General features: G+C 66.7%; 23 protein-coding genes and 3 pseudogenes. 9 read left to right on the top strand and 17 right to left on the bottom strand.

Annotated features, from left to right (window positions below):
• Nucleotides 1–188: 188 nt before the first annotated feature.
• The 3 genes from AC0IY0_RS26625 to AC0IY0_RS26615 form a co-directional block, all read right to left on the bottom strand.
• Nucleotides 189–821 carry a tyrosine-type recombinase/integrase gene (locus AC0IY0_RS26625; RefSeq protein WP_147908382.1) on the bottom strand — a complete coding sequence of 211 codons (633 nt, stop codon included), beginning with the start codon at nt 819–821 and terminating at the stop codon, nt 189–191.
• A 223-nt stretch (nt 822–1,044) separates the two neighbouring features.
• Complete coding sequence (locus AC0IY0_RS26620; protein WP_246692067.1) at nt 1,045–2,346, bottom strand: alpha/beta hydrolase; 1,302 nt, start codon at nt 2,344–2,346, stop codon at nt 1,045–1,047.
• Nucleotides 2,347–2,684: 338 nt separating this feature from the next.
• Nucleotides 2,685–3,842 carry a Gfo/Idh/MocA family protein gene (locus tag AC0IY0_RS26615; protein WP_471766176.1) on the bottom strand — a complete coding sequence of 386 codons (1,158 nt, stop codon included), beginning with the start codon at nt 3,840–3,842 and terminating at the stop codon, nt 2,685–2,687.
• Nucleotides 3,843–4,163: 321 nt separating this feature from the next.
• Here AC0IY0_RS26615 and AC0IY0_RS26610 point away from each other — a divergent pair, with 321 nt between their 5' ends.
• A complete protein-coding gene (locus AC0IY0_RS26610; RefSeq protein ID WP_471766181.1) occupies nt 4,164–5,429 on the top strand; it encodes a winged helix-turn-helix domain-containing protein in 1,266 nt (421 codons plus the stop codon).
• A gap of 334 nt (nt 5,430–5,763) precedes the next feature.
• Here the strand turns inward: AC0IY0_RS26610 and AC0IY0_RS26605 are convergent, their stop codons facing one another.
• From AC0IY0_RS26605 to AC0IY0_RS26545, 13 genes are all read right to left on the bottom strand, one after another.
• Nucleotides 5,764–6,411, bottom strand: coding sequence for a hypothetical protein (locus AC0IY0_RS26605; protein ID WP_147908386.1), 648 nt, complete (start codon nt 6,409–6,411; stop codon nt 5,764–5,766).
• Nucleotides 6,412–6,710: 299 nt separating this feature from the next.
• A complete protein-coding gene (locus AC0IY0_RS26600) occupies nt 6,711–7,250 on the bottom strand; it encodes an HAD domain-containing protein (protein ID WP_147908387.1) in 540 nt (179 codons plus the stop codon).
• A gap of 635 nt (nt 7,251–7,885) precedes the next feature.
• Nucleotides 7,886–9,349 (bottom strand): LysM peptidoglycan-binding domain-containing protein, encoded by a 1,464-nt coding sequence (locus AC0IY0_RS26595; RefSeq protein ID WP_246692066.1) that lies wholly within the window; start codon nt 9,347–9,349, stop codon nt 7,886–7,888.
• A 452-nt stretch (nt 9,350–9,801) separates the two neighbouring features.
• Nucleotides 9,802–10,077, bottom strand: coding sequence for a hypothetical protein (locus AC0IY0_RS26590; RefSeq protein WP_147938798.1), 276 nt, complete (start codon nt 10,075–10,077; stop codon nt 9,802–9,804).
• Between the two features lie 75 nt (nt 10,078–10,152).
• Nucleotides 10,153–11,286 carry a chromosome partitioning protein ParA gene (locus AC0IY0_RS26585; RefSeq protein WP_471766175.1) on the bottom strand — a complete coding sequence of 378 codons (1,134 nt, stop codon included), beginning with the start codon at nt 11,284–11,286 and terminating at the stop codon, nt 10,153–10,155.
• A gap of 104 nt (nt 11,287–11,390) precedes the next feature.
• Entirely contained in the window at nt 11,391–11,891 is a 501-nt protein-coding gene (locus AC0IY0_RS26580) for a YidB family protein (protein WP_147908390.1), read from the bottom strand.
• A gap of 492 nt (nt 11,892–12,383) precedes the next feature.
• Nucleotides 12,384–12,830 carry a BA14K family protein gene (locus AC0IY0_RS26575; RefSeq protein WP_147908391.1) on the bottom strand — a complete coding sequence of 149 codons (447 nt, stop codon included), beginning with the start codon at nt 12,828–12,830 and terminating at the stop codon, nt 12,384–12,386.
• A gap of 174 nt (nt 12,831–13,004) precedes the next feature.
• On the bottom strand, nt 13,005–13,442 hold the full coding sequence (locus AC0IY0_RS26570) for a CsbD family protein (RefSeq protein WP_471766174.1): 438 nt from the start codon (nt 13,440–13,442) through the stop codon (nt 13,005–13,007).
• A gap of 70 nt (nt 13,443–13,512) precedes the next feature.
• A complete protein-coding gene (locus AC0IY0_RS26565; protein WP_419828872.1) occupies nt 13,513–13,716 on the bottom strand; it encodes a CsbD family protein in 204 nt (67 codons plus the stop codon).
• Nucleotides 13,717–13,791: 75 nt separating this feature from the next.
• Complete coding sequence (locus AC0IY0_RS26560; RefSeq protein ID WP_471766173.1) at nt 13,792–14,712, bottom strand: PhnA-like protein; 921 nt, start codon at nt 14,710–14,712, stop codon at nt 13,792–13,794.
• Between the two features lie 129 nt (nt 14,713–14,841).
• A complete protein-coding gene (locus AC0IY0_RS26555; protein ID WP_147910237.1) occupies nt 14,842–15,345 on the bottom strand; it encodes a CsbD family protein in 504 nt (167 codons plus the stop codon).
• A gap of 57 nt (nt 15,346–15,402) precedes the next feature.
• Nucleotides 15,403–15,564 (bottom strand): CsbD family protein, encoded by a 162-nt coding sequence (locus AC0IY0_RS26550; RefSeq protein WP_419828874.1) that lies wholly within the window; start codon nt 15,562–15,564, stop codon nt 15,403–15,405.
• 92 nt (nt 15,565–15,656) lie between these two features.
• Nucleotides 15,657–17,117, bottom strand: coding sequence for a helix-turn-helix transcriptional regulator (locus AC0IY0_RS26545; RefSeq protein WP_471766172.1), 1,461 nt, complete (start codon nt 17,115–17,117; stop codon nt 15,657–15,659).
• A 204-nt stretch (nt 17,118–17,321) separates the two neighbouring features.
• Between AC0IY0_RS26545 and AC0IY0_RS26540 the strand changes: the two genes are divergently transcribed.
• From AC0IY0_RS26540 to AC0IY0_RS26505, 8 genes and pseudogenes are all read left to right on the top strand, one after another.
• The gene (locus tag AC0IY0_RS26540; RefSeq protein WP_419828876.1) at nt 17,322–17,993 is read left to right on the top strand and encodes a sigma-70 family RNA polymerase sigma factor; all 672 of its coding nucleotides are present in this window, start codon (nt 17,322–17,324) and stop codon (nt 17,991–17,993) included.
• Nucleotides 17,990–18,199, top strand: coding sequence for a hypothetical protein (locus AC0IY0_RS26535; protein ID WP_147910241.1), 210 nt, complete (start codon nt 17,990–17,992; stop codon nt 18,197–18,199). Before AC0IY0_RS26540 ends, AC0IY0_RS26535 begins: the two co-directional genes overlap by 4 nt.
• A 562-nt stretch (nt 18,200–18,761) precedes the next feature.
• On the top strand, nt 18,762–18,938 hold the full coding sequence (locus AC0IY0_RS26530; protein WP_187193456.1) for a hypothetical protein: 177 nt from the start codon (nt 18,762–18,764) through the stop codon (nt 18,936–18,938).
• A gap of 10 nt (nt 18,939–18,948) precedes the next feature.
• On the top strand, nt 18,949–19,317 hold the full coding sequence (locus AC0IY0_RS26525) for a hypothetical protein (protein ID WP_471766171.1): 369 nt from the start codon (nt 18,949–18,951) through the stop codon (nt 19,315–19,317).
• A gap of 140 nt (nt 19,318–19,457) precedes the next feature.
• The gene (locus AC0IY0_RS26520; RefSeq protein WP_471766170.1) at nt 19,458–19,772 is read left to right on the top strand and encodes a GCG_CRPN prefix-to-repeats domain-containing protein; all 315 of its coding nucleotides are present in this window, start codon (nt 19,458–19,460) and stop codon (nt 19,770–19,772) included.
• Between the two features lie 264 nt (nt 19,773–20,036).
• Nucleotides 20,037–20,532, top strand: a pseudogene (locus tag AC0IY0_RS26515) (transposase family protein); the annotation flags it as partial.
• 7 nt (nt 20,533–20,539) lie between these two features.
• Nucleotides 20,540–20,758 (top strand): annotated as a pseudogene (locus tag AC0IY0_RS26510) (integrase core domain-containing protein); the annotation flags it as partial.
• 109 nt (nt 20,759–20,867) lie between these two features.
• Nucleotides 20,868–21,365: pseudogene (locus tag AC0IY0_RS26505) on the top strand (PLP-dependent aminotransferase family protein); the annotation flags it as partial.
• A 568-nt stretch (nt 21,366–21,933) separates the two neighbouring features.
• Here AC0IY0_RS26505 and AC0IY0_RS26500 read toward each other — a convergent pair.
• The gene (locus AC0IY0_RS26500) at nt 21,934–23,310 is read right to left on the bottom strand and encodes an NAD(P)H-dependent oxidoreductase (RefSeq protein ID WP_471766169.1); all 1,377 of its coding nucleotides are present in this window, start codon (nt 23,308–23,310) and stop codon (nt 21,934–21,936) included.
• Nucleotides 23,311–23,499 lie beyond the last annotated feature (189 nt).

Here is a 23,499-nt window from a genome sequence, read left to right as displayed (position 1 = left end):
TTTATCTTAGGGCGCTTTAATTTAGGGCTTGCATGCGCCGCCTTTAATTGAATGGCGTGGCGACGCTGTGGTGACATTGAATGTCCGCTACGGAGGAGCGCTCCAGTCTGTTACAATGACCGGGAAGGGCGCACTGCTGCCCGACCTGTTTTGAAGCCCCTCGACCCTGAAGCCGAGGGGCCGAAGCCTCAAATTTCAGTCACTTCCGCAAGCGTGAACGCATCCTCGACATCGACGCCGAGGTATCTGACGGTGCTCTCGATTTTTGTGTGGCCCAGTAGGATCTGCACGGCGCGCAGGTTGCCGGTCCGCTTGTAAATCAACGATGCCTTCGTTCGCCGCAGGGAATGGGTTCCGTAGTCCTCGCACCGCAGCCCGATGCCCGTCACCCACTCATCGACCAAACGCGCATACTGCCCGGTGCTGATGTGCGCGACGCAATCGATCCTGCTCGGGAAGGCATAGTCATCGAGCGCCCCACCCCGAACTTCCAGCCAAACCAGGATGCTGCTGCGGGCTGGCTCGAGAAGCTCGAACTGTACCGGCCGGCCGGTTTTGTGCTGAGTGACGATCGCTCGTGTGCGGACGCGACCACCGCTGACGAGATCGCCGATTTTAAGCTTGACGATGTCGCAGCCTCGCAGCTTGCTATCGATGGCTAGGTCGAACATCGCGCGGTCACGCACGCGCCGTTCGCGATCAAGCCAGAACCGGATGGCCCAGACCTGCTGAGGTTTGAGGGCACGTTTGGCGCCGAGCTTGCGGCCGGCGTTCCAGGACTGCCGACCTTTCGTGGCCGGATCGTATGCAGAGTGTCCCATCGTCGATCTCCTCGCCGGCCTATGCCGACGAGACGAGAAGACACCCGAATCAAGACCGCTGCGGTGAGCGCGGGCAGATGCAAATGTTTCGCATCCGAATAAAATGTACCTGAGCATCTTGGGATTGTCTCGAAGCATCTCATCCGACTATTATACATCATGTCGGGCCGGAATTGATCTGCGGTCACCCAGGAGGGTCACTCATCAGGACGGGAACCGTCGGCTACCGCTCGCCGCCGACGACCGCCCGCACCGGCGCGCCGGCGAGATCGACCGTCGATCCCAGGGTGTTGCGGAAGCCGGAGCCGACATTCGACAGGTGCTCGCCGTAGGTCTCGCGAGTTTGGGGATCGACCAGGGCGACGGGGGCGGCCACCGCGAGGGCGGCACCGGTGGCGACCGTGGACGCGGCGCCGGCAGCCGTGCTTACCAGCCTGTCGCCGATGCCGATCTGTCCGTCCGAGATCGGTTGCCCGTCCGCAAGACGCTTTCCCAGGAGGGCGACCACGTCGCCGCTGGCAAACTTGCCGTGGTTGAGGGCGTCGCTCGATTTGACTGAGGTCAGGTTCAGGACGGCGACGTTCTCGCGCTCGAGCTCTGACTTGTAGGGTTCGGCGTTCGGATCGATGGCGCCGAGGCGGACGCTGTCGCCCCAGACCAGCCTGGAGACGGCGAGCGCCTGGTCGTCGCCGGACACCATCAGGGTCAGCCGCGGGCGGTCCTTGCCCATGTCGTGGAAGGCGGCGCGGGCGAGGTCCATGTCGACGTCCGGGGCGGCCAGGATGACGTTCCGGATCTTCGGGGCGATCCGCCGATCGCGGATGGCCATCTGGCGCAGGCTCTCCAGGGTCAGCCAGTTGCCCATGGAGTGCGCCAGGATCGTCACCTCGCCGACGTTCGGGTCCCTGGTCAGGTCGCGCAGCAGCGTCTCCAGGCCGTTGCGCGAGAAGTTCGTACTCTCCCGGTCGTAGCCGTAGGCGAGGACGGAGCCCCGGGACGGCCACGTGAACAGCACGGGCGCGACCTCGGCGCCGGAGTCGTGCACGATCTGAGCGAACCGGAAGACGGCGTCCTCGAACTTATTGTTGAAGCCGTGGACGAACACGAGGACGTGGCGCTTGGCCGATCGGCGGACGGTCCGGCCGATCCAGGTCGGGACCTTTGCGCGCTCGATCGGATCGGCGCGCAGCGCGACGAAGTCGGTGGCGGGGTTGCCGGGGATCGATTTCGGCCACTGGACCGAGCCCGGCTGGCGGGCGGCGTCGGGCGGGATCGAGACCACGAGGTCGGTGTAGGTCACGGCGTCGCCGCGCTCGCCGGAGAACAGGATGCCCTTGTCGGTCGCCGACTTGCGGGTCGTGGCGACGAGCATGTCGACCCGGGACGTGCCCGGCACCTGCTCGGCGCCGACGACCGGCAGGAGAACGCCGGCGGGACGGCCCGCGCAGCCCGCCAGGAGGGCGAGCGCCGTCATGCCGACAATGCCGCCGACCGTCCCACGCCCGAACCCAGACAATCCGAACACCCGCATGCACCTCTGAACCGCCTGCAGCCTGGCCGTCCGAGTGGTTCGCGGATCGTGAAGGCATGAACAAGGTGCGGTACGATTGCGGCGCCCGGCAGTCCGGCGCCGCAGATGCGGGGCGGCTGTGGCGAAGGGGACACGCAGCGTTTGGGGCCCGCGCGATGCGGTCGGGTCGAGCCTCCGAGGCAAGGATCACGAGAACGGTTGTCAACCTCGAACATCCGGGCCGACCCCGCCGCCGAGCCTTCCGGTCGAAGGTAGGCCGAACCCCGCCATGAAAGCGCGGTCGGCGAGTCAAAGCCCGGGAGCGTCGGCGACGATGAGGGCCGCGGCCGACGTCAGTTTGCGGGGACCTTCTCCTTGTCCTTGCCCGGGTTCGACGTGTTGACGAGCTCGGGCGACTTCTGCGCGCGGAGCGTCTCCCGCTGGGCGGCAGTATCGATCCGCTTCGAGCGCGTGAACGGCTCCAGCGTCACCGCGGCCTTGGTCTGCAGCGCCTGGACGATCCCCTCCAGCACGCGCACGTCCGCGTAGCCCTCCTCGCCGTCCGGCTCCGGCTCCTTGTCGTTCAGGATGCAGTCGGAGAAGTACTTGAGCTCGCCGCCGAAGTGGTCGGTGTTCTTGAAGCTCTCGTGGGACTTCGTCTCGCCGATGGTGACGACGTGCTCGATCGGCTTGCCGTACATGTAGCCGGGGTTCACCTCGACGCTGCCCTTGGTGCCGACCACCGCGTAGGTGTCGAGCGTGTTGCCCCAGTAGGAGAGCACGAACTGGGCGAGACGATCGCCCGGGAAGCGCAGGGTCACCGCGACCGTGTCGTCGAAGTCGCCCAGGCCCGCCTCCGGATGGCGCACGCCGACCGCCGAGACCACCTCGATCGGCTCGTCGCCGAACACGTACCGGGCTGCGTTCACCGGATAGGGACCCATGTCGAAGATCGGGCCGGCTTCGACGCCGTTCTTGGCCCGGTGGTTCTCCGGCGAGACCATCTGCGTGAAGGTCGAGGAGAACGTGAGGAGCTCGCCGAGCTTGCCCGACCGGATCAGGTCGACGGTCGCCAGGGTGCCGGGCTCGAAATGCAGGCGGTAGGCCACCATCAGCTTGGCGGAGGAGGTCTTGGCCGCGTCGAGGATCTCCCGGCACTTCGCGGTCGAGATCTCGAGCGGCTTCTCCACCAGCACGTGGATGCCGGCCTTCAGGGCGGGGACGGCGAACTCGGTATGGCGCCAGTTCGGGGTCGCGAGATAGATCGCATCGATCTTGCCGGACGCCAGAAGCTCGTCGAACTGCTCGTAGGAGTAGGTGTCGGAGACGCCGTACTTCTCGCCGACCAGACGGGCCTTCTCGTAATCGCCCGTGACGAAGGCCACCACTTCCGAGTTGCCGGTGTGCTCGACGCCCGGCAGCATCGCCTCCTGGGTGATGTCCCCGAGGGCGACAAAGGCGTAGCGGATCTTCTTGCCCGAGGTCAGGCCGAGTGCGGATGCGATGCTCATGGGGCTCTCCGTTCGATGTGGGTCGGGATGGAGCTTCGGGAGGGCGATGGAGGAACAGGGGCCGTCGACAGCCGCTGCCTCTCCATCGCCGAAACGGGCGGCGTCGTTCCCGGCCGGTGGCAGGCGGGCCTCAAGCATGAGGTCGCCCTGCGGAAAGGAACGAAGCGTCGTGCGCCGGGTCGGCGCATCACGCTTCAACTGTGCGGTGCAGCAATTGTTCAGGAGCCGATCGAAGCAAGGCGGGTCGATCCCGTCGCGGGCGGGAGGAGCGAAGCGTATGGTCTCGATCGACGCCATCGCAGCCGCCACGGAGACACGGACCTGAAGACGGAACTGAGCGCACTCGAAGCTCGGCGCATCGCACTCGCCGCCCAGGGCTTCGACGCGACGTCCCGGGGCGGCGCCGTCGGCGCGGCGCGGATCCGTTCGGCGATCGGCCGGCTCGGCCTGCTGCAGATCGACAGCGTGAACGTCCTGGCGCGCGCCCACTACCTGCCGCTGTTCTCACGCCTGGGGCCGTACGATCGCGACCTGCTCGACGCGGTCTCGGTCGCCCGGCCGAAGCGCTTCTTCGAGTACTGGGGGCACGAGGCATCCCTTCTGCCCGTCGACATCCAGCCCCTGCTGCGCTGGCGCATGGCCCGCGCACTCCGCGGTCGGGGCGTCTGGCAGCGGCTCGAGCCCTTCGCGGGCGAGAAGCGAGCCGAGGCAGACGCTCTCCTCGCTCGGATCGAGAGGGAGGGGCCGCTGGCTGCCTCGGACGTCGCCGGCGGCAGGGCCGCGAAGGGCATGTGGGAGTGGAGCGACGCCAAGCACGCGCTCGAATGGCTGTTCTGGTCGGGACAGGTGGCCTCGACGCATCGTCGGAGCAGCTTCGAGCGCGTCTACGACCTTCCGGAGCGGGCTCTGCCCCGTGCCGTTCTCGAAATTCCGACGCCGACCGGCGTCGATGCCCGAAGGGCGCTCCTCGCGCGTTCCGCGAAGGCGCTCGGTATCGCGACGGCGCACGATCTGCGCGACTACTACCGGATCCCGCCGGCGGACGCGGTCCCGGCCATCGAGCAGCTGATCGAGGATGGTACGCTCGTCCCCGTGCATGTCCGCGGCTGGCGGCATCAGGCCTATCTGCACCGCGATGCGAAGCCCGGGCGCAGGCTCGGCGCTTCCGCGCTACTCTCGCCCTTCGATCCACTCGTCTGGCACCGCCCGCGGACGGAGAGGCTGTTCGGCTTCCGGTACCGCCTCGAGATCTACACCCCCGCCCACAAGCGCGAGCACGGCTACTACGTGCTCCCCTTCCTGATGGACGGTGCGCTCGTCGCCCGCGTGGACCTGAAGGCGGACCGGAAGGTCGGCGCCCTGGTCGTCCAGCGTGCCCACGTCGAGCCGGATGCGCCGGCCGATACCGCGGAGCGGCTGCTAGGGGAGCTTCGGCTGACGGCTTCGTGGCTCGGCCTGGCCAGCCTCGTCGTCTCGCCGGTCGCCGCTCACCCCGGCCTGGAGGATGTCCGGGACATCGAAGCCCATTCATCAGCTGCCGGATCGCCGGTTTCCACGATCCGATCAGACCTCATCGCTTCGGCATAATCGTTTCGAGGATCATCTCCGAAGGGTGCGCGGCCCAATCAAGACGTCTTTGAGGTCTGTGGTAGTTCCAGAACGTGCTCGTATATTAATCGCCGGGGTGAGGCAGCCGTTGCGCGGAATGTCCGCTATGGAGAAGCGGCCAAAGTTCTCTGAATGACCCATATGGGCGTAAAGCGGCCGGCCGGAGTTGGCCGAAAGCGGCCCGTCCGGTTTTCGGCAATGCACGGCTTGAAGCAGAAATGCACGCCTGACCGAAAGTTCAGTAAGCGTTCGAAAGCCCGACTGTCCGTTGCCGGTCTCATGGGCCCGCTCGCCCGAAGACGTTCTGCCGCGATCAGGCGAGGACGGGTGCTTTGCTGGGTGCGTTGCCCACCAGCCGGCGCAGCATATCTGCAGAGCGGCTCAGCACACGGGAGAGCGGCGAGCGCCATAAGCCGTATCCGTCGTCGCACAGCGGATCGTTTACAACAGGGCTGCCATTGCTCCCGACAAGAACATTGCCGATATTTGGGTCAAGCCCCTGCGGCGACACGGCCCGCAGGTTGGCGACAAAGGCTTCATATTCGGGCCACGAGGCTCTGAACGCCTCGCGGATGCCGTCGAAGCTCGAATGATCGACACGAGGTTCGTGCGCCGGCCATTCGGCTCTGAACCGGTCGCGCACGCCCTCATCCATAGTGATGCCCGGATGATCTGCGATGACGGCGTGGGCGTAAGCCAACCACCAGACGTCGCGTGCAGGATTGGTCAGTCGTGTTCCCACGGTCATCAGCGCGCCACAGCGGCTGACATGCATGTCATGGATCCGCGGCGCATGCGGTCCATCCGATCCTGCGAAACCTTCGCGGAGCAGGGTCACATAATCGCCGAAACCGTCGGCCTTGCGGGCAAAGCGTACGACGACGTCAGGGTGGTCCGGATGGGCGTGGACAGTACCATGGTATCCGAAACCAATTTCGGACCAGCCCATGGCGAGGAGCATGTCATACGCCCTCGTGGCCGACCGTTCCTTGATGCCGAGGGCAACGAGCGAGGGGCTGAACGTTTTCTTCTGGGGCCTAAAACCAAACATCGCACCCACTCCCCCCGCCAGTCGAATATCCGATGCGACACGCGCTCAGCAGCCGCACAAGTGCGGTGTCGAGGATGGACCGGACGGGTAGGTCCGGCGAAGGTCGAAGTGACCCTGTCGATGTCGGGGGCAGCGTGACGCGGATGTCACTCCACTGTCATGGAATGACCCGAGCCTCCAGAAACTTCAATCCATACAGGAGCATAAATTTACATGCGTGGGGTGTGAATTTTCTCCAATCCACGGGTCCTGCGGAGGTCTTCCATCTCGGCCAGCAGGCTCCGAGCTAGAACCCCATCGGCTTCGCTCAAGCCGAACTCCGCCATAGGTCGGACGTGCCGAGCCGCGTGAACGGGACCGACCTCGACGTCGTCGAGGACGAGGTAATCTGTAATGCGGTTACGGGTTGCGTGCTCGTTGATCTCGTTGCCGCGCCCAGCCTGTTCGGCGGGGAGCATGGCGCCGGTCTTGGCATCTCGGCTTGTTGGCAGAATGGCGGTCCGCCAGTCGGAGTGAAAGCAGGTCTCGGGAAGCCCGGCTTCGATCAGGGCCGGACGGCAATCCTCGACGCGCCAAGTTGATGACACGACCACCCTAGCGTCGAACTCTCTTACGAGACTGGCGACGAGTGCGACCTGGGCCGGGTTGAGCCTATCCTTGCCGACACGCCGTTGATAGCCGACGGTCGTCACAACGCCGTCCACGTCGAGATAGACCGTCGGTGGTTCCTCCTGGCTACCGTCGTTCAAGGGATCAACCTCGTCTAGTGCAATAGTTCTGCATTCGCCGCGGATGCCTACAAGGTGACGCTGCCACCGTCCAGCACGCCGATGAAGAGCACCATTGGCATAGGCGGTGTAGCTATGCTTCGAAGCCCGGTACGATGGCTGAGGCTGGCCGATAGCAGCACGTCCGCTTTAAGCGTCTGAATCTAAGGAACCGGACCTTCCATGTGTCTGAGTCCAAAGACTCGGCGCGGTGTGTGCCAAGTACTGATAGCCACCTTCTTGAAGATATCTTAAATTCTTAAACTTGAAACACGCTAGGCTTTGACGCAAATTCTTGTCTGAAGCAATCTAACATGTTCCAAAACAAGCTATCAATATTTTGCGGCCGGCAATTTGATATTCAATTTCTGCAGGATGTTATAAATTTGGAGCGTTGATTGTGTTTTAGCGCCCAACGCTTTTCTGGAATGCGTAATAAAAACATCGGATGGCCTGTTTCGGCGGGGCCGCCGCAGAAGTCGATCCCACCATATCAGCGGGGTGATCCCGTCAACATACTGGTCGTTTGCACGACGATGACGACAAGTATTGATAATGCCGCGACCACTACCGCATAGGTTACGGTCTTGGTGAACTTGGTCATGGTTGCATCTCCCTCAGCCGCGCTTCCCGTTCTGCACGGCATCGATGGCGTCCTCGCTCGGCAGCACGAAGACTTGGCCGGGATAGATCAGGTCCGGGTCGCGGATCTGATCCAGGTTCGCGTCGTAGATCGCTGTGTAACGGTCGCCTTCGCCATACGTCCGCCGGCTGATCGCCCAAAGGCTGTCGCCGCGCTCGATCCGGGCTGTCCTCACCTCCGGGACGAAGACGATGGCGGCCTCAGGCACGGATCCGAGTGGATCGCGCGCGGGCCCCGAGGATGTCAGCTCCTGGGGTGGGCCGGGGATGGCATTTCGCGGCCCGTCCGCGGCACCCGCGCCCTGGCTCTGGCTCAACGCCGTCGCCGGCGAGGGAGGTGTCGGATGCTGCGCGTTCGATGCCATCGTCCCGCCGTCCTCCTTGTCGGCGGCCGTCGCGGATGGTGCCACGCGCGAACCGTTCGTACCGGCGCTCCGAGCGACCTCCGGAACGGAGAAAGGCACCTCCGCGCGGCTGCGGACCTTGCCCGACGCAGTATCGACCTGATCGAGACGGACCTTGTAGGCTCCCGGCTTGACGCCTCTGCCGATGGTGAAGGTCACGGTGCCGTCGCGGCCGACCCTGGCGGGGGCGATCAGGGTGTCGTTGAGGTAGAAGCGCACGGTCGCTCCGGCCCCGGCCTGACCGCTGACGTAAAGCCGTCCGCCTTCCTGCACATCGACGCTGACGATCTTGATCGCGGCATCCCCCGATCCTTCCGCGACCGCCTTCCCCGACGGCGGAGACACTGGTGTATCCGAGGAGGCGGGCTTGGCCCCGTCGGACGAGGCTTGCCCCGTGCCCCCCGAACCGGCATCGCCGCCGTCCCCCGTTCGGCTGGATCGGGAGGCATCCTTGGCGACGGCGGCGGTCGAAGCGCCAGCGGCCGAAGGGGCCTCGCGGGAGCCCAGGACGTGTGGGGACGCTGTGCCCGTCATCGTCCGTGGTGGGGACTTGGCGTCGGGAACCGCGCGGGTCGCCGCCTGCGACGAGCCTGGCTGCGACAGCACCACGGTCGGCTTGTCGGGCGATGTCAGGGCCACCAGCGGCTTGGCATCGTGCGACGGGGAAACCGCCACCGCGACGCTGTCCCGCGATTGGCGAACGAAGCCTCTTCCATCGGTCACCCGGAGACCAATTTCGCTGTTGCCGGCCGGGAGCGCCGGGGGGACGACGGCAAACCAACCGTTCGCATCGGCGACCACCTTCGCCGTGGCCTTGCCATCGACCAGCAGTTCTATGGTGGTGTTCGTTGGCGCCTGTCCGGCTACGACGAGTTCCCCGTTGGGCTCGACGCGCACGGTGTCGAAGGTTGGCTCGCCCTGACCCGACGTTCCGGGATCCGTCGCGAAGCCCTGGCCAACGGAACCAACCGGAGCGACCGCATCCGAAGTGTTTCCTCGGCCGATGCCGACATCCGTCGGCGAGAGGGCCGCCACCGGTCGCGGGCCCTCGCCGAGCGACGCCTGAAGCCGCGACACGATCCGCCTGAGGGCGCCGTCGCCATCGCTCACGGCCAGGACCAGCCCGATCCCGAGGACGAGGGCAAGGAGCGCGATCGCCGCTCCGCGACGTCGTACCGGCGGCATCGCCGGCTTCGTAGAAGCCGGAATGGGCGTCGTCGCGCTCGCTCGGGGCACGCCACGCCGACGGAACAGGGCGGCGAGCAGCCCCACGACGACCAAAACGAGGGCGGGGAATACCCGAAGGAAGGCGCGGCTCAGGCGGGTCAGCATACCGTTCTCGTTTTCCTATGCCGCTGCGCCGCCTGTCCCGTTTTTCCGGGCATCGGGCCTTCGTTCGGTCGGAGCGGGTGCCCGGGCACCAGGTTCAGGCGCGAGGAAAACAGGCCTCGGCAACGCCGAAGCGCCCGTTTCCCTCGTCCCGTCGGTCAGTCGTCGGCCTCACCCGACGCCCCGCTCCGGGAGTGCTCGTAGGCGGCGATGGCCTGCGAACAGCCCTTCGACAGGTTCTGGCGATTGCGCTTGAAGCAGGCCTTCACCTCGGGGCCGCCCGGCTTCATGCCGGCGCACAGGCGCAGGTAGTCGCCCCCACAACTGGCTCGCATTGCCTCCATCTCAGGTCCGACCTGCGCCACGGAGGGCCTGGAAACGAAGACGGGGCCCGCGAGGGCGAGTGCCGTCAAGGCAAGGATACGGATGTTCATGATGCGATCTTTACGTGCGATGGCCCCGGGATGGTCGATCCACGCGGGTGGTTGCCCGCGTGGATCGCCGTCGTCTCAGCGAGCCGGCTGGCTCGGCACCGCGGCCGGCGGGGTGGCGAGCTGCTGGCGGGTTTCTGCGAGCTTCGCCTGGGCGGCGGACAAGTCCTGCCGAGCCGCGGCCAGCCGCTCGTCGAGGGCCGCCGCCTCTTTGTTGCGGGTGGCCAGCGTCTCGCTCAGCGTGGCCAGCTCGGCCTGAGCGTCTGTCTGGCGCTTGCGCAGGGCGTCGAGGGCCGCCGTGTCGGCATCGCGGTCGGCGGAGAGCTTCTGTAGCGCCTGCTCTGCCTGGCCTCGCTCGGACACGACGCGGTCCCGCTGCGCCTGGGCCTCGGCGAGTTCCTTGCGGACGTTCGCCAGGGCGTCGCGGGCCTGCTGGGCATCGCGGTTCGCCTGCTCGACCTCGGCGGCGAGCTTGTCCTTGTTGGCGGTCAGGGCTGCGACGGCCTGCTCGGTGTCCGTGCGCTGCTTGGTGGCTTGTTCGGTCGCGGTCCGGGCATCGGCCAGTTCCTTCTGGGCGGCGGCGGCGGCCTCGCGGGCGTTCTGCTGGCGCTCCTCGGCCTTGGCGAGGTCGGCCGTCTTGGCCGTGGCCTCCTGGGTCATGGTCGCGAGATCGGCGCGCAGCTTGGCCTCCTGCACCCGGGCGTCCTCGAGGCGGCGTCCGACCTCGGCGAGATCTTGGGTCCGGTCGACGGCGGCCTTCTCGGCGGTGGCGATGGCCTCGCGCAACGGGGACAGCTTCCTCTCGGCTTGCGTGATCTGGGATTGTAGATCGGTAAGCTTCTGCGTCTCGGCCTCGGCCGCCTTCTTCGCCTCGCTCGCCTTGGCTTCGGCCGCCTGCTGCTCCTGGTTCAGGGTCGCGGCGCGGGACTTCGCCGCCTCGGCCGCCTTGCTCGCCTGTTGGTCCTGCTGTTGGGCGGTGGCGATCTTGGCCTGCAACGCGCTCAAAGTGCCGGCGGTCGAGATCTGCCGGTCCAAGTCGGTCCGGAGCGCTGTCTGTTGGCCCTGCAGGTCCTCGATGCGATGGTCGCGGGCGCTACGCTGGCGCGAGCCGGCGATGGACGCGACGATGAGCCAGATCAGCAGGACGGTGGCCACGACCGCGAGGCTGAAGGGCAAGGGTCTGCGCAGTTCGGAGCGATAGTCGATGGCCATGGGGTTCTCGCAAGGTCGGGGAAAGGCGGTGGATCGAACCCCGGCGCGGCGTCGCCCGGCGTCTCGTACGGCCGGCGCCCTGAGGCACCGGCCGCGTCGTGGCCTCAAGCCGGGCGGCGGCCGTCGGTGGCGTAGCGGTCGATGGCCGAGGGCAGCTCGCGCGAGAGGCGCGACAGGAGTGCGCTGCGGCTCAGGCCGGTCTGCTGGGTGAGGTGGTCGAGGGTGTCTGGGCCGATGGCGCGTTCGAGGTCGGCCTCGGGGATGTCGCGGTTGACACCCTGGTTGACCCACGAGTTCGCCGTCTCGCCGTGGCCCCCTTTGGTGAAGTGGTCGACGAGTTCGCTCAAGCCGCTGGCGATCAGACCGCCGACGCCTGCCGTGCCCAGACCACCAAACAGGTTGCCAAGATTGCCGATGCCACCCGTGGCGCTGGTGTGGGATGCGGTGTTCGGGATCGGCGGGACAGTGCCGTGGCCCGGGTTGAGCGAGGGGGACAATGGGGCGTCAGGGGCCCTCAGCAGCTCGGCGAGCTTGTCGCGGTTCTGGTAGCCGGCCACGGCCAACAGGCCCAGCAGCGCGGTCATCGAGGGATAGCCTTTGCTCATCGGTTTTCCTTGTCGGTTAAGAGGATCGAACGGAGGTCCGCCCGCGGGGACTCCGCCACCGTGCCGGCGACCGGGATCTGACCCGGCTTGGGGCCAGGCTGGTTTGGGAGGGAGGGGCTAGAACTCGGTCGGCTTGATACCGGCCTTCTCCATCCGCTGTTCGGTCTCGCCTGCCAGCGCCTGCAGACCTTGCCGCTCGGGCATCTGGAGAACCGGATCGAGGGCGCGCATCGAGCCGTAGAGGCCGGCGGCTATGGTCGGCCGCGAGCACCGCGCTGCCGCAGCCGCAGCCGCAGCCGCAGAAGACAAGGACGAAGGTGCCGATGAACTCGGCAAGGTACGGGCGCATGGATGGCGAGCTTTCGGATCGAGGTCGGGGATGTCCGCGGGGTGTCGGCAACACGAGACATCCACGGATCCGCGCGGGCGTCCGGGAGCTATGCCATCATGGACCCGGGCCCGCCGCGCTGGCGGACCCGGTGGTTCGGGTGATCACGGGCAGGGGTGACGGTCGCCATCGTTGCCAAGATAGGTGCCGCTGGCGGCATCGTAGGAGCGGAAGCGACGGGCGCAGGCGGCGACCGCTTCCGGATCGGGTCCGCCCTGCACCACCACCGGGGCGGCCTGAGCCTGCGAATTCGCGATGGCGCCACCGATAATGGCGCCGGCCGCCAGTCCGGCGACGCCGGCGCCGACGGCTGCGCCGACCCCGGGTCCGCGACGGTAGCCGTAGCCCCGACCATAGCCGTAGCCCCGCCCGTAGCCGCGCCCGCCACGCCAGCCGTGACGATGACCGATCCGCCTGTACTGGACGTAGTGGGTCGGCAGATCACCGCGAACCAGCGCTTCGACGGGCGCGGCGGAGGGCGGTGCCGCATAGGCCGGCAGGCCGACCAAGGTGGCGGCGACGGTGGCGGCGAGGGCGAGGGTCAGCTTCATCGTGGATGGTATCCTGGAGGGGGTTCGACAGCGACGGGAAGGTCAGTAGCCCCGACGATTCGTCGGCGCGGAGGACCAACGACCGAGCCGGCGGCTGACGTAGGCGATGACCTTCGGGAGCACGAAGGCGGTGATCAGCTTGCGGATCATGGGACGGGCTCCAGGATTGCGGGTTCAGCGCCGGCGACGGGACAGCCAACCGACCGCGAAGGCGACGGCGGCGAGGCCGAGCAGGGTGGAGGTGCGGTTGTCGTCGGCGTAGCGCACGGCCTGCCGGCCATAGGTGGTGCCGCGCTTACGGGCGTGGCGGGCGAGATCATGGCCGTCCGAGATGAGGTTGCCGGCCCGGTCGCGCGCGTCGTCGACGAGATGACGCCCGTCCTCGATCAGGTCACCGGCGCGATCCCGAACCTCATGCGCGATGTCACGTCCATCCTCGATGAGGTCCTCAGCCCGGTCGCGTGCGCGGCCGTAGGCATACTGCGCGCCGCCGGCGACTTGGTTCACGGCACCGCGCACCTGACGGGCCGGATCACCGGTGATGCCGCCGACGGCGGTCTGCGCGCAACCCTTGAGGTGTCGGGACGCGCCGCGGAACTGATCTCCGTTCATGGGATACTCCTGGATCCGAGGATGATCGAGGCGGCGGGACCTCGACAGGAGTTCCCGCCGCCGTTTCGGTTCAGCGCTTGCCGGTGACCTTGTCGACGACCGAGGCGATGCCGTCCTTGGCCTCGCCGACGGTGCGCTGAGCCTCGCCCTTGAGCTCCTGGGCCTTGCCCTCGACGACCAGCTTATCGTTGCCCGTGACCTTGCCGGCGGCCTGCTTGACGTTCCCGGCAGCCTCGTTGGCGAGGCCCTTAAGCTTGTCCGAGGTGCTACTCATGGGATGGCTCCTTCGATGTGAGAGGGGGGATATTCAGGCTCGGGCCGGTCGTTGAGACCGGCCGGGGTGGTCGATTCAGACGCGACGGGCGTCGTAGCTGGCGGCGAGGGTGTGGAGCTTCGGGGCGCCGAGGCGGCCGCCGAAGAAGCCCGCCAGGGCGCCGAGGATCAGCGCGACCGCACCGTAGAACGCGCCCTGGGTGGCGGCCGACTTGGCGACGACGGCGGCGGCCTCAGCCTTCTGCTTGGCCGTGGCGACGGCCTCGGTGTACTGCTTCTCGTAGGTCTGGATCTGGGTCTTGGCCTGATCGACCGGGATGCCCTGGGCCTTGGCCAGCGCGTCGGCGGCGCGGTTCTCGGCCTGTGCCTTCTGCGACGCGTCACCCGTGAAGATGGCGCGGATCGCGGCGACGGCAGCCTCCTTGGCGGCCTGCGGATCCTGGCCGGCGGCTTGGTTGCGAACCGACTGCTCGATGCCGTCGAAGGGATTAGAGATCTTCGACAGCGAGGGGGCAGCAGCCTGGGCCGCCGTCTGCACTGTGCCGCCCACGAGGGAGCCGGCGCCGCCGAGCGTGCTGGTCACGCCCGAGAAGGCACCGCCGATGAGGCCACCGGCCGCCGAGGTCAGCAGGTAGAGCACCACCAGGGTCGTTACCGCCCAAGAGACCAGTCCGTGCAAGCCGGCAGCCCCGGTCACCGGCTTGCCCGACAGTCTTCCGGCGAGGAAACCGCCGGCCAGCGAGGCGACGATGCCGGAAGCTAAGAACCAGATGCCGGCGCCCATGGACAGGGTCGACGCGGCCGGGTTGTCGGCGGCTGTGGTGCTAACGCTCGACAGGCCGACACCGACGCCGACCATGTTGAGGACGACCTGGGTCACCAGCGCAGTGACGGCACCGGCGAAGATTGCGCCCCAAGACACCTGGTTCAGCAGGACGGTGCGGGTGTCGGCCGAGGCCGCGAGCGCGGTCGAGGGAATGACGGGGGAAGTGGACACGTACAGGTACTCCGGGTCGTCGGTCGTCCGAGAAGTTCGGTCGTTCGAGAGGGTGGGCGGGGAGGGAACCATCAGGTTCGGCCGCGCAGTCCCCGCGCGGCCGAACCGATCCGTTGCGGCGCGAAGGGGTCAGTCGCGGCCGTGGATGAGCAGGCCGAGGCCGTAGCCGAGCAGGCCAGCGACGAGCAGCGCGGCGATGGGGTGCTCGGCGATCTGGCTGGTGGCCTCACGGCCGCCCTGGCGCAGCGAGCGGCTGCCGTTCTCGTAGGCGTCCCCGGCGCGGTCGTAGACATCGCGACCGGTATTGCGGACGTAGCGTTCGCCGCGCTCGTAGGTGTCGCTCGCAGCACCCTGAGCGCGACGCGCGCGGTCCTCGACGTCGTCGGACCCGATCAGGCTGCCGACCGTGTCGCGGACCCTGCCGCCGAGGTCGCGTGCCGTGTCGGCTACCGTCTCCGCGGCGTCGCGCACGGTGTCCTTGGCCTGGCCGTACAGGTTCTCGGCGGCACCCTGAGCCTCGCGGGCGCGGCCCTCTACCGAGTCCCGCTTCGAACCGGTGAGGTCGCCCACCGTGCCCTGCACCTTGCCACCGAGCTCCTTGGCAGCGCCTGTGATCCGATCCGTATCAACCATAAGATGTGTCCTTTTCCAGTTCGAAGAGTGTTCGTCGGGTGCGACGCTTGACCGAGGCTACGGCTTAGGGGTGGCCTCCGGTTTCACGGCGGACTTCGGTAATTTCTGCTGGGACTTGCCCTCAGCCTCGACTTTGGGGTCGCCGACCAACTTTCCGATGGCTTCCGCGATCGAGCCTCTGATCTTTTCGGAGCTGTCCGTCGTCTTCTGGGCGTTCACGGTGCTCTCCAAAGCCTGGACGATTGACGCAACCGTCAGGTGGCCCGCCGATCCCGCCGAACAATGATGCAGATGTACCAGTTGGCAGGTTTTTATTTGCCAGGGCCAGAGGCCGGAAAACCGTTGTCGCGGCCCCAGACGATCGCTTCGGAGCGCTTGTGGACGCCGAGTTTCCGGTAGAGCGACGCGGAGTGGTTCCGCACCGTGTTCCTGGAAAGGTGGAGCCGCCCGGCGATGGCGTCGTCTCCGAGCCCCTGGCAGATCAGGTCCAGGATCTGTCGTTCGCGCACTGTGACGTTCGGGACAATGCCGTCTTGGTGGTCGGCTCCGGGCCGGCGCAGGTTGGCGAGCTTCTCGATCAGCCCGCGGCTGAACCACGAGGTGTCGGCCATCACCACTTCGATGGCCTCGAACAGCTCGCGCTCGCTGCGCTTGCGCTCGGTGATGTCCTGCAGGACCATGAGGGCGAAGGTCTCGGTGCCGATCTCCACGCGCTCGGCCGAGACCAGGCAATCGAAGTTGGTGCCGTCCTCGTGCCTGAGGCAGACCTCCAGGCCGAGGACGTAACCGGTGCGCGCCACCGCCGTCTCGAACTTGATCCGGGCGGCATCGTGGACCCAGAGGCCGAGATCCGCTGGCGAGCGCCCGGAAACCTTGTCCGTTCCGTAGCCGAATACCCGGGTGAAGGCCTCGTTGGTGCTCGTGACCGCGAAGCCGTCAGCGCGCGCCAGCAAGGTGGGCACGGGCGTCAGGCGGAACGCCTTGGCGAACCGTTCCTCGCTCTGGCGCAATGCCGTCTCCGCCTTCCGGCGCAGGTCCAGGTCGGCGAAGGTGAACAGCATGCATGGTTCGTCGCCCAACTCCATCGGCTGGCCGGCGACGATGACGTAGCGGGTGCCGCCGTCCGGCAGGTCGAGGCATGCCTCCATCTGCGGGATCGTGGCGCCCTGGTTAAGCCGGTTGATCGCCAGGTCCCGGCTCCGGGCGCCGGCCAGCACGTCGACCTCGTAGACGCTGCGCCCGATCACGGCGTCGCGGGTGTATCCGGTCATCTCCAGGAAGCCGAGGTTCACCTTGACGTGGCGCAGGTCCGAGAGCCGGCAGATCACCGCCGGGGCCGGGTTGGCGTTGAAGGTGGCCTCGAAGCGCTCCTCGGCCTCGAACTGGTCCGAGACGTCCTTCAGGATGAGCGCGAGACAGCTCGGATTGCCCTCATGGTCGGTCGCGACGAGGCTGCGCAGGGAATGGACGAAGTCGACGTCGGGCCGGTCGGTCCGCTTCACGTCGACGATGACGTCGTGGAAGCGCTCGCCGGAGACGACGCGCTCCATCGGATACTGGTTCGGGGTGTGGTTGTTGCGGTAGCGAAGCGCGAAACGCTCGCGGTAGGCGTCAACCGTCCCGCCAAGTTCGTCGATAGTCTCAGCGCCATGCATCGCGAGGGCAGCCTCGTTGGCGTAGGCAATGGACTGGTCGGGCTCGACCAGGATCACCCCTTCGGTGAGGCCGGCGATGATCTGCCGAAGCTCATGCCTGTCGACGCCAACCGTCACCTTCGACCACCCTCCCAATGCCTGAATCAAGCCAAGCCGTAACAGGCCACCGCACAGGAGGGTTCCAGTGCAGACTAGCGATCGATTGGTATATTTGGATCATTGACGTGAACGTGATCGATCAGTCAGAACCGTTTTTGTGATCTCCACCGTATAGGGGCGGATACAACCAGTCGTTGCCTGCATGAAGATCGAGTCCCCTGCATGTACTTAAGAACGATCTCTGACGAACCTTCGCCGATCGAGGGATTGCCCCGTCACGTCCAGGATGCAATCGGACGGCAACTGAATGAGCTCATCCCTGAAATAGATGCGGTCGAAGACGATACGCGGCTCGGCCAGGTTTTGCTTCGCCTCCGTGCCGCCTTACTCGACGCCGAGGCGGAACGACAGGTCACAAAATCGTTTGGCGACGAACTCATCGCCCTCGTGCCGCGCCTGCGCCGCTTCGCCCTGGTGCGGACGGCCGCCGCCGCCCAAGCGGACGACTTGGTCCAGGCGACTCTGCTCAAGGCCTGGGAACACCGGTTCCGGTTCGAGGACGGCACGAACCTCATCGCTTGGCTGTTCACGATCCTCCGCAACACGCATCTGAACCAAAGCCAGCGCATGCGGCGCGAGATCGAGGACGTTGACGGGGCCATCGCGGGTACGCTGTCATCGGCACCCGACCAAGAGCATCGGATCGCCCTCTCCGAGTTGCAGGGCGCGCTGGAGACCCTTCCCGAGGACCAACGCGAGACCTTGCTGCTGGTGACGGTGGACGGGCTCCGGCACGAGGAGGCGGCTGCCATCCTCGGCTGCCAGGTCGGCACAGTGAAAAGCCGGGTGAGCCGGGCGCGGGAGCGGCTCGCTACGGCCTTGGGTCTGTCTTGACTGCGCCGACACCCGATGCCGAGGAGGTCGGCCTACCGTTCGATCCCTCCCCCCTCGCCGCACAGGTCCGGGCTGCCCTGAACAGCTACCTGCGGGAACGCGCATCCGACCAGCGCCTGGCCTTCTGGAAGGCTGTCGCCCTCGGCTACGGCGGGGACTTCGAGGAACTCGCCGGATGCCCGGTCCGGGCACCCACCGAGTTCTAAGTCCTGGGCGGGTGCTGCAGGGGCAGGACACTCGGGCGTCGCCATCACGTTCGATTATACCAAATCGTTGCCCTTAAAAATGATGCATCTGCATCATTGAGCGCCGGCATGACGGATATATCTTTCCGCTATCGACGGACTCCCCGAGGCGAGCGGCGAGACGGCCTCGACGGTGTGCCGGGCCATAAGAATTTCCCCGATCAGGTCCGGCATGGCCGCAGGGCCGGGCGTCGTGCCGCTCCGGGCGCGCGTCTGGCCCGTAGGCGATCCATCACGAATGGCCCTGGAGGATCTCACGAATGGCCAATCCCGGTATGCCTGACCCCAATCCCGGAGGTGACATCTCTCCGGAGACGCCGTCGCGACCGGTTCCGGACGAGCGGCCGCTCGGGCCGGACGAGCCCTCCGTGCCCTATAAGGATACGCCCATTGTGGAGCGGGTCGAACCTGGGATCGACTCCGATCCTCTTCCGGGTGTGCCGACCGACCCGGGCCAACGCGCCTGAGCATATCCTTGGAGGCATACGAGGCGCTTGCCATCCAGGAAGCCGTCGAGTCCGGCATGGCACGTTCCGAACTCATGGCGACCCTCGGGGGTCTGCGCTTGACGGAACTCATCCCGCCCCATGCCGGCGAGCCGATAGCGGACTTCGTGGCCCGGGCCACGGGCGAACTCATGGTCCGCTATCTGTCCCTGGACGACGACGACATCGTGCCGCCCCTGACGGGCCGGTCCTGAAGAGGAGCCCATGTCACCCCACTGGAAGATCTCCGCGCTGGCTTTGACCATTGCGTGCGTCGCCCCAGCTCCAGTCGCTGCTCAGACCAAATTCGATGGGCGATGGTCGGTCTCCGCGACCGTCGATGGCGGCAGCTGCACTGGGCCGTACCGATATCCTATCGTCGTTCGTGACGGCGCCGTCGATGACCCGGGCGGCAGCATGACCAACGCCTCCGGACGGGTCGCGGACGACGGCCGCATCGTCGGTTCGATCAAGAGCGGGCTGGCCAGCATCGCCGTCAAGGGACGACTCCGAGCATCCGCCGGATCAGGGCGCTGGAACCTCGCCGGTCCTGTTTCCTGCAGCGGTCGCTGGACGGCAAGCAAGTTCGGCTGACGTGGCAGGCACCTCGCCATTGACATTGCGAAACAAGATGAGCGTCTCCCGACATAATAGGAAACAAAAATCTCAGAATAAAATCGCAACCGCAAAGTAGATATGCTTGTTTAGCATCTATCACAATAGAGGAGATGCCAATGCGGATGAAAATCGCTGGGGCGGCCGTTCTCGCTCTTGGTACGATTGCTGCGACCGCCGGGGCTGCCGAGGCACGGGACGGCTGCGGCATCGGAGGGCACCGCGGATTCTACGGATATTACCGCCCGAACATAGTGTACCGCCCAGTCGTCTATCGTCCGGTCTTCTACGGCTACCGCCGGGTTGGCTGGTACGGCCGGCGCTGGCACCGATGGGGTGGGTATCGCCATGTAGGCCTCCATCGTCCCTGGGGATGGCACGGCGGCTACAGGCATGTCGGCTGGCACGGCGGCGGCTGGCATCAGCGCTGGTGACTTGTGACGAGGCGCCCGGTTCGATCCGGGCGCCGTCCTGCGCTGAGAATCCGGATCCCCCCTTGCAGGCGTCGGTCCCCCGCCTTCTCCAGGGTTGGCACAGCGAGGCCCTCGTGAAGTTCGTTCGCGAGGAATGGACTGCGCGCCGGCGCATCGCACCCGCAATGCTTCCAGCCGAACTCAGGGTGTACAGTCCCGACGTGTGATGGTGCATCATGGACGCTGATGCGTCAGGCGGAGGTTGTACTCTGGCAGGAATTCTTCGTGGCAGGAATTTTTCACGGTAGCGCCCGAACGACGCCGCGTGCCTCATCCTGAGCCGGCCTAAGGACGAGCCGAACTCCAAAGGTCGAAGGAAAGTAGCCGCGCCCTTGTCGTGGCGTATGACCTGACCCCGAAGACGGTCGCCAAATGGCGCGGGCGCGGGGTGACGACCGACGCTCCGATTGGGCGGAAGATGCCCAAGAGTGCCGTGCTGACGTCAGCCCAGGAAGCCATCGTGGTCGAGTTCCGGGGTCGGACGCTGCTGCCGCTCGCCGATGTCCTGGGCTGTCTGCGCGACACGATCCCGAACTTGAGCCGCTCGGCCCTGCAACGGCACGGCATCTGCCGTCTTCCGGCAGCCGAGACGGCGCAGGCACGCAAACGCTTCAAGACCTACGAGATCGGCTACGCGCATATCGATAGGTGCGAGTCGCGCCACGCGGACGGCAAACTGATCCTGTTCCTGGCGATCGACCGGGTTTGCGGCCACCGATACCGTCGGGCAATGGGCCTACCTGAACGGGGTCGAGATCGACTTCTCCCGACCGGGCAAGCCGACCGACAACGCCTACATCGAGTCGTTCAACGGCCGCCTCCGAGTGGAGTGCCTGAACGCCTCGTGGTTCCTGTCACTGGCCGATGCCCGCGAGCGCATCGAGGAATGGAGGTGCCACTACAACGAAGATCGACCCCACACGGCCCTGGGCGGCTTGACGCTCTGAGCCTTCGCCAACCAAGCTGTCACAGCCCAAGAACTTGCTTAGGCCGTGGACCACAAACGGGGTCAACTCCAACAGCCCGAGAATTTGCATAGGCCGTGGACCACAAACGGGGTCAACTCCATGTCTGGGCGCCGGTCTTCGGCTCGCCTTCCTGGTAGCCCCATGCGCCCGTTCCGCCCTGCCGCTGGGCGGCGCCCTGCGTGCTGCCACGGTCATGGCCTCGCCGATTTCGACGGCCTTGGCGACGAGGTGGATTATGGATGGCACGGCGGAGGCTATCGTGCAGTTCGTTCGCGCTGAATTGGCTGCACGCCAGCGTATCGCAACCGCACTGCTACTGGCTGGGACCTACACCGCCGATCCGCATGCGTTCCACCTCTGGATCACGCTGCCGGCGGGCTGGACGCGCTCGGCCTTCGCCAGCCAAGGCCGGTCGGCAGGGCTCGGCGTGATCGGCAGCGATCCGTTTTGCGTCGCGGGACCGCCACCGGAAGCGGTGCGTCTCTGTCTCGGCGGCCCCTCGACTCGGCAGCAGATTACGCACGGACTGGAGGTGCTCGCCCACGCCCTCAAAGGCTCGCCGGTTCTTGCGTCAGCCTACATCTGAATTGCCCCAGGCAGGCAAGGGTCGGAGCGCTCAGACGGTCCCCTCAATATACGCATGGCAGCCGCACCCTTCGCCCGTAGGATGATAGGGAAACGCGACGCCGCCGATGGTCGTTCGGTCCGACTTTTTAGGTGGCTGGTAGTGTCGAGGACCGCGGTCTGCCGAAGCACCCAACGCGAAAGGCTAACAGCCCCGTGCTAAGGTCTGCTTAGGGGATATACCATTTGGTGGCCGAATGTCCGGAATGGGCGCAAAGCGGAACGTCCGGTTTCGGAGGGCGGGTTGCGACTTGGTAATGTCTCACGCCGATAGTGGCGTACCGGGTAGCCGCTAGGCTTTAAAATTATCGCGCGACCTCAATGACATAAGTGTTCGCGTTTTTGTTCAGACTGGCGCGCCATTCCTACGAAGTTACAGGACGGATGCAGGGCCTAGCCCTTTCCCGTCGCAGACAACCAACCACCCTCAGGATCTGGCGTAGTGCCTGACAGGGAACGTCAGCGCGATCCCGTGTCCGTGCGATCCTCAGACGCCCAGCCGCGCCGGAGCGGCCGGGCCTATCTGTCGGTCAAGCGACCTGTTGTGCGGGTGACGCCAGACCCAGCTCGGCGCGGAACACGGCTTCCATCTCGCGCCGGATGCGGATGGCCTGATGGCTCGCATCGTAGGCCACGTCGCTCCAGCGGACCGGATGGCCGGCCGGGATGTCGTTGGTCAGAAGGAGGTTGTGCGCCAGACCGATCGGCAGGGCGTCCTCCCGTAGCGAATCGGCCGTCGGCATCAGCGTGCCGTAGACCGTGAAGCCGCCCTCGCCGTCGAGGCGCTCGCCGGCCTTCAGGGCGCGCTTGGCGATGGCCGCCACGTCCCCGCGCCAAGCCCCGGTGGCGCCGGTGGCTTCGCCGCGCACCGCGATGGACGCCACCGAGATCCCGAGTTCCAGGCCGATCAGGTGGTAGGGCTTGTAGGTGGCGGCGTAGCGGCCGCTGGCGTCGGTCTTCAGCCCGTATTGCGCGAAGCATTCCTGCACGTAGCGGCTCGGCGCCTCGAACACCGCGAAGACGCCCCAGCGCAGGTCGCGGAACACCGGGCGCCCATCGCGCTCCAGCGACGACACCACTTCGACGGTGCCGCGCTCGGTCAGGATCCCGCCATCGGCCACCGGACGCAGGAGCGTGGGCAGGTCGTCGACCCCGCAGGGCGGGAAGGCCAGGCCGTCGCGCGGCGGGGTCAGCCCGCAGGCATTGGCCACCGCGGCCATCTCCAGGGCCGACTTGGTCCCGTCCAGGAAGGCGTTGAACATCTGCGCGTTGAAATCGCCGCCGGCGACCTGCTCGGCGCTGAAGCCGTAATGCCCCCAGACCGTGTCGGGGGTGGAGGCGTGGTAGGCCGGCAGGTACTTCGTGCCCTTGCCGGCGCAGACCACCTCCAGGCCGATCGTGCGCGCCCAGTCGACCAGCTCGGCGATGAGCGCCGGCTGGTCCCCCGAGGCCATGGAGTAGATCACACCGGCCTCCGCGGCGCGGCGGGCCAGGAGCGGGCCGGCGAGCACGTCGGCCTCGACGTTGACCATCACGATGTGCTTGCGGTGTTCGCAGGCCTTAAGGACGTGGCGGATGCCGGCGGCCGGGCTGCCGGTGGCGTCGATCACGATGTCCAGGAACGGGCTGGCGATTAGGGCGTCGGCGTCGTCGCCGACGCAGGTCGCCCCGGTCCGCGCGGCCTCCTCCAGGGTCGGGGCCGCGAAGCGGGCCTCGTCCCAGCCCACCCGGCGCAGGGCCTGGCGCGCTCTGTCCGGCGACAGGTCGGCCACGGCGATCAGGTGGATGCCGGGCGTCCGGGGCGCCTGGGACAGGTACATCGAGCCGAACTTGCCGGCGCCGATCAGGCCGACGCGGACGGGGCGACCCTCGTCGGCGCGACGCTGCAGCTTGGCGAACAGGGACATGGCGCTCTCCCGGCGTTTCGCGGTCGGTCGGACCTCTCCGCCCGTGCCCGCCGCGTTTGTGGGGTCTTGCCGGTTCGGCATTATCATGCGCTTCCGCACCTGCCCATGCGGTGCACCTGCCCATGCGGTGCACCTGCCCATGCGGTGCACCTGCCCATGCGGTGCACCTGCCCATGCGGTGCACCTGCC

It is taken from the genome of Methylobacterium sp. AC315 (assembly GCF_979253755.1).
This window is presented reverse-complemented; position numbering and strand designations above follow the sequence as displayed.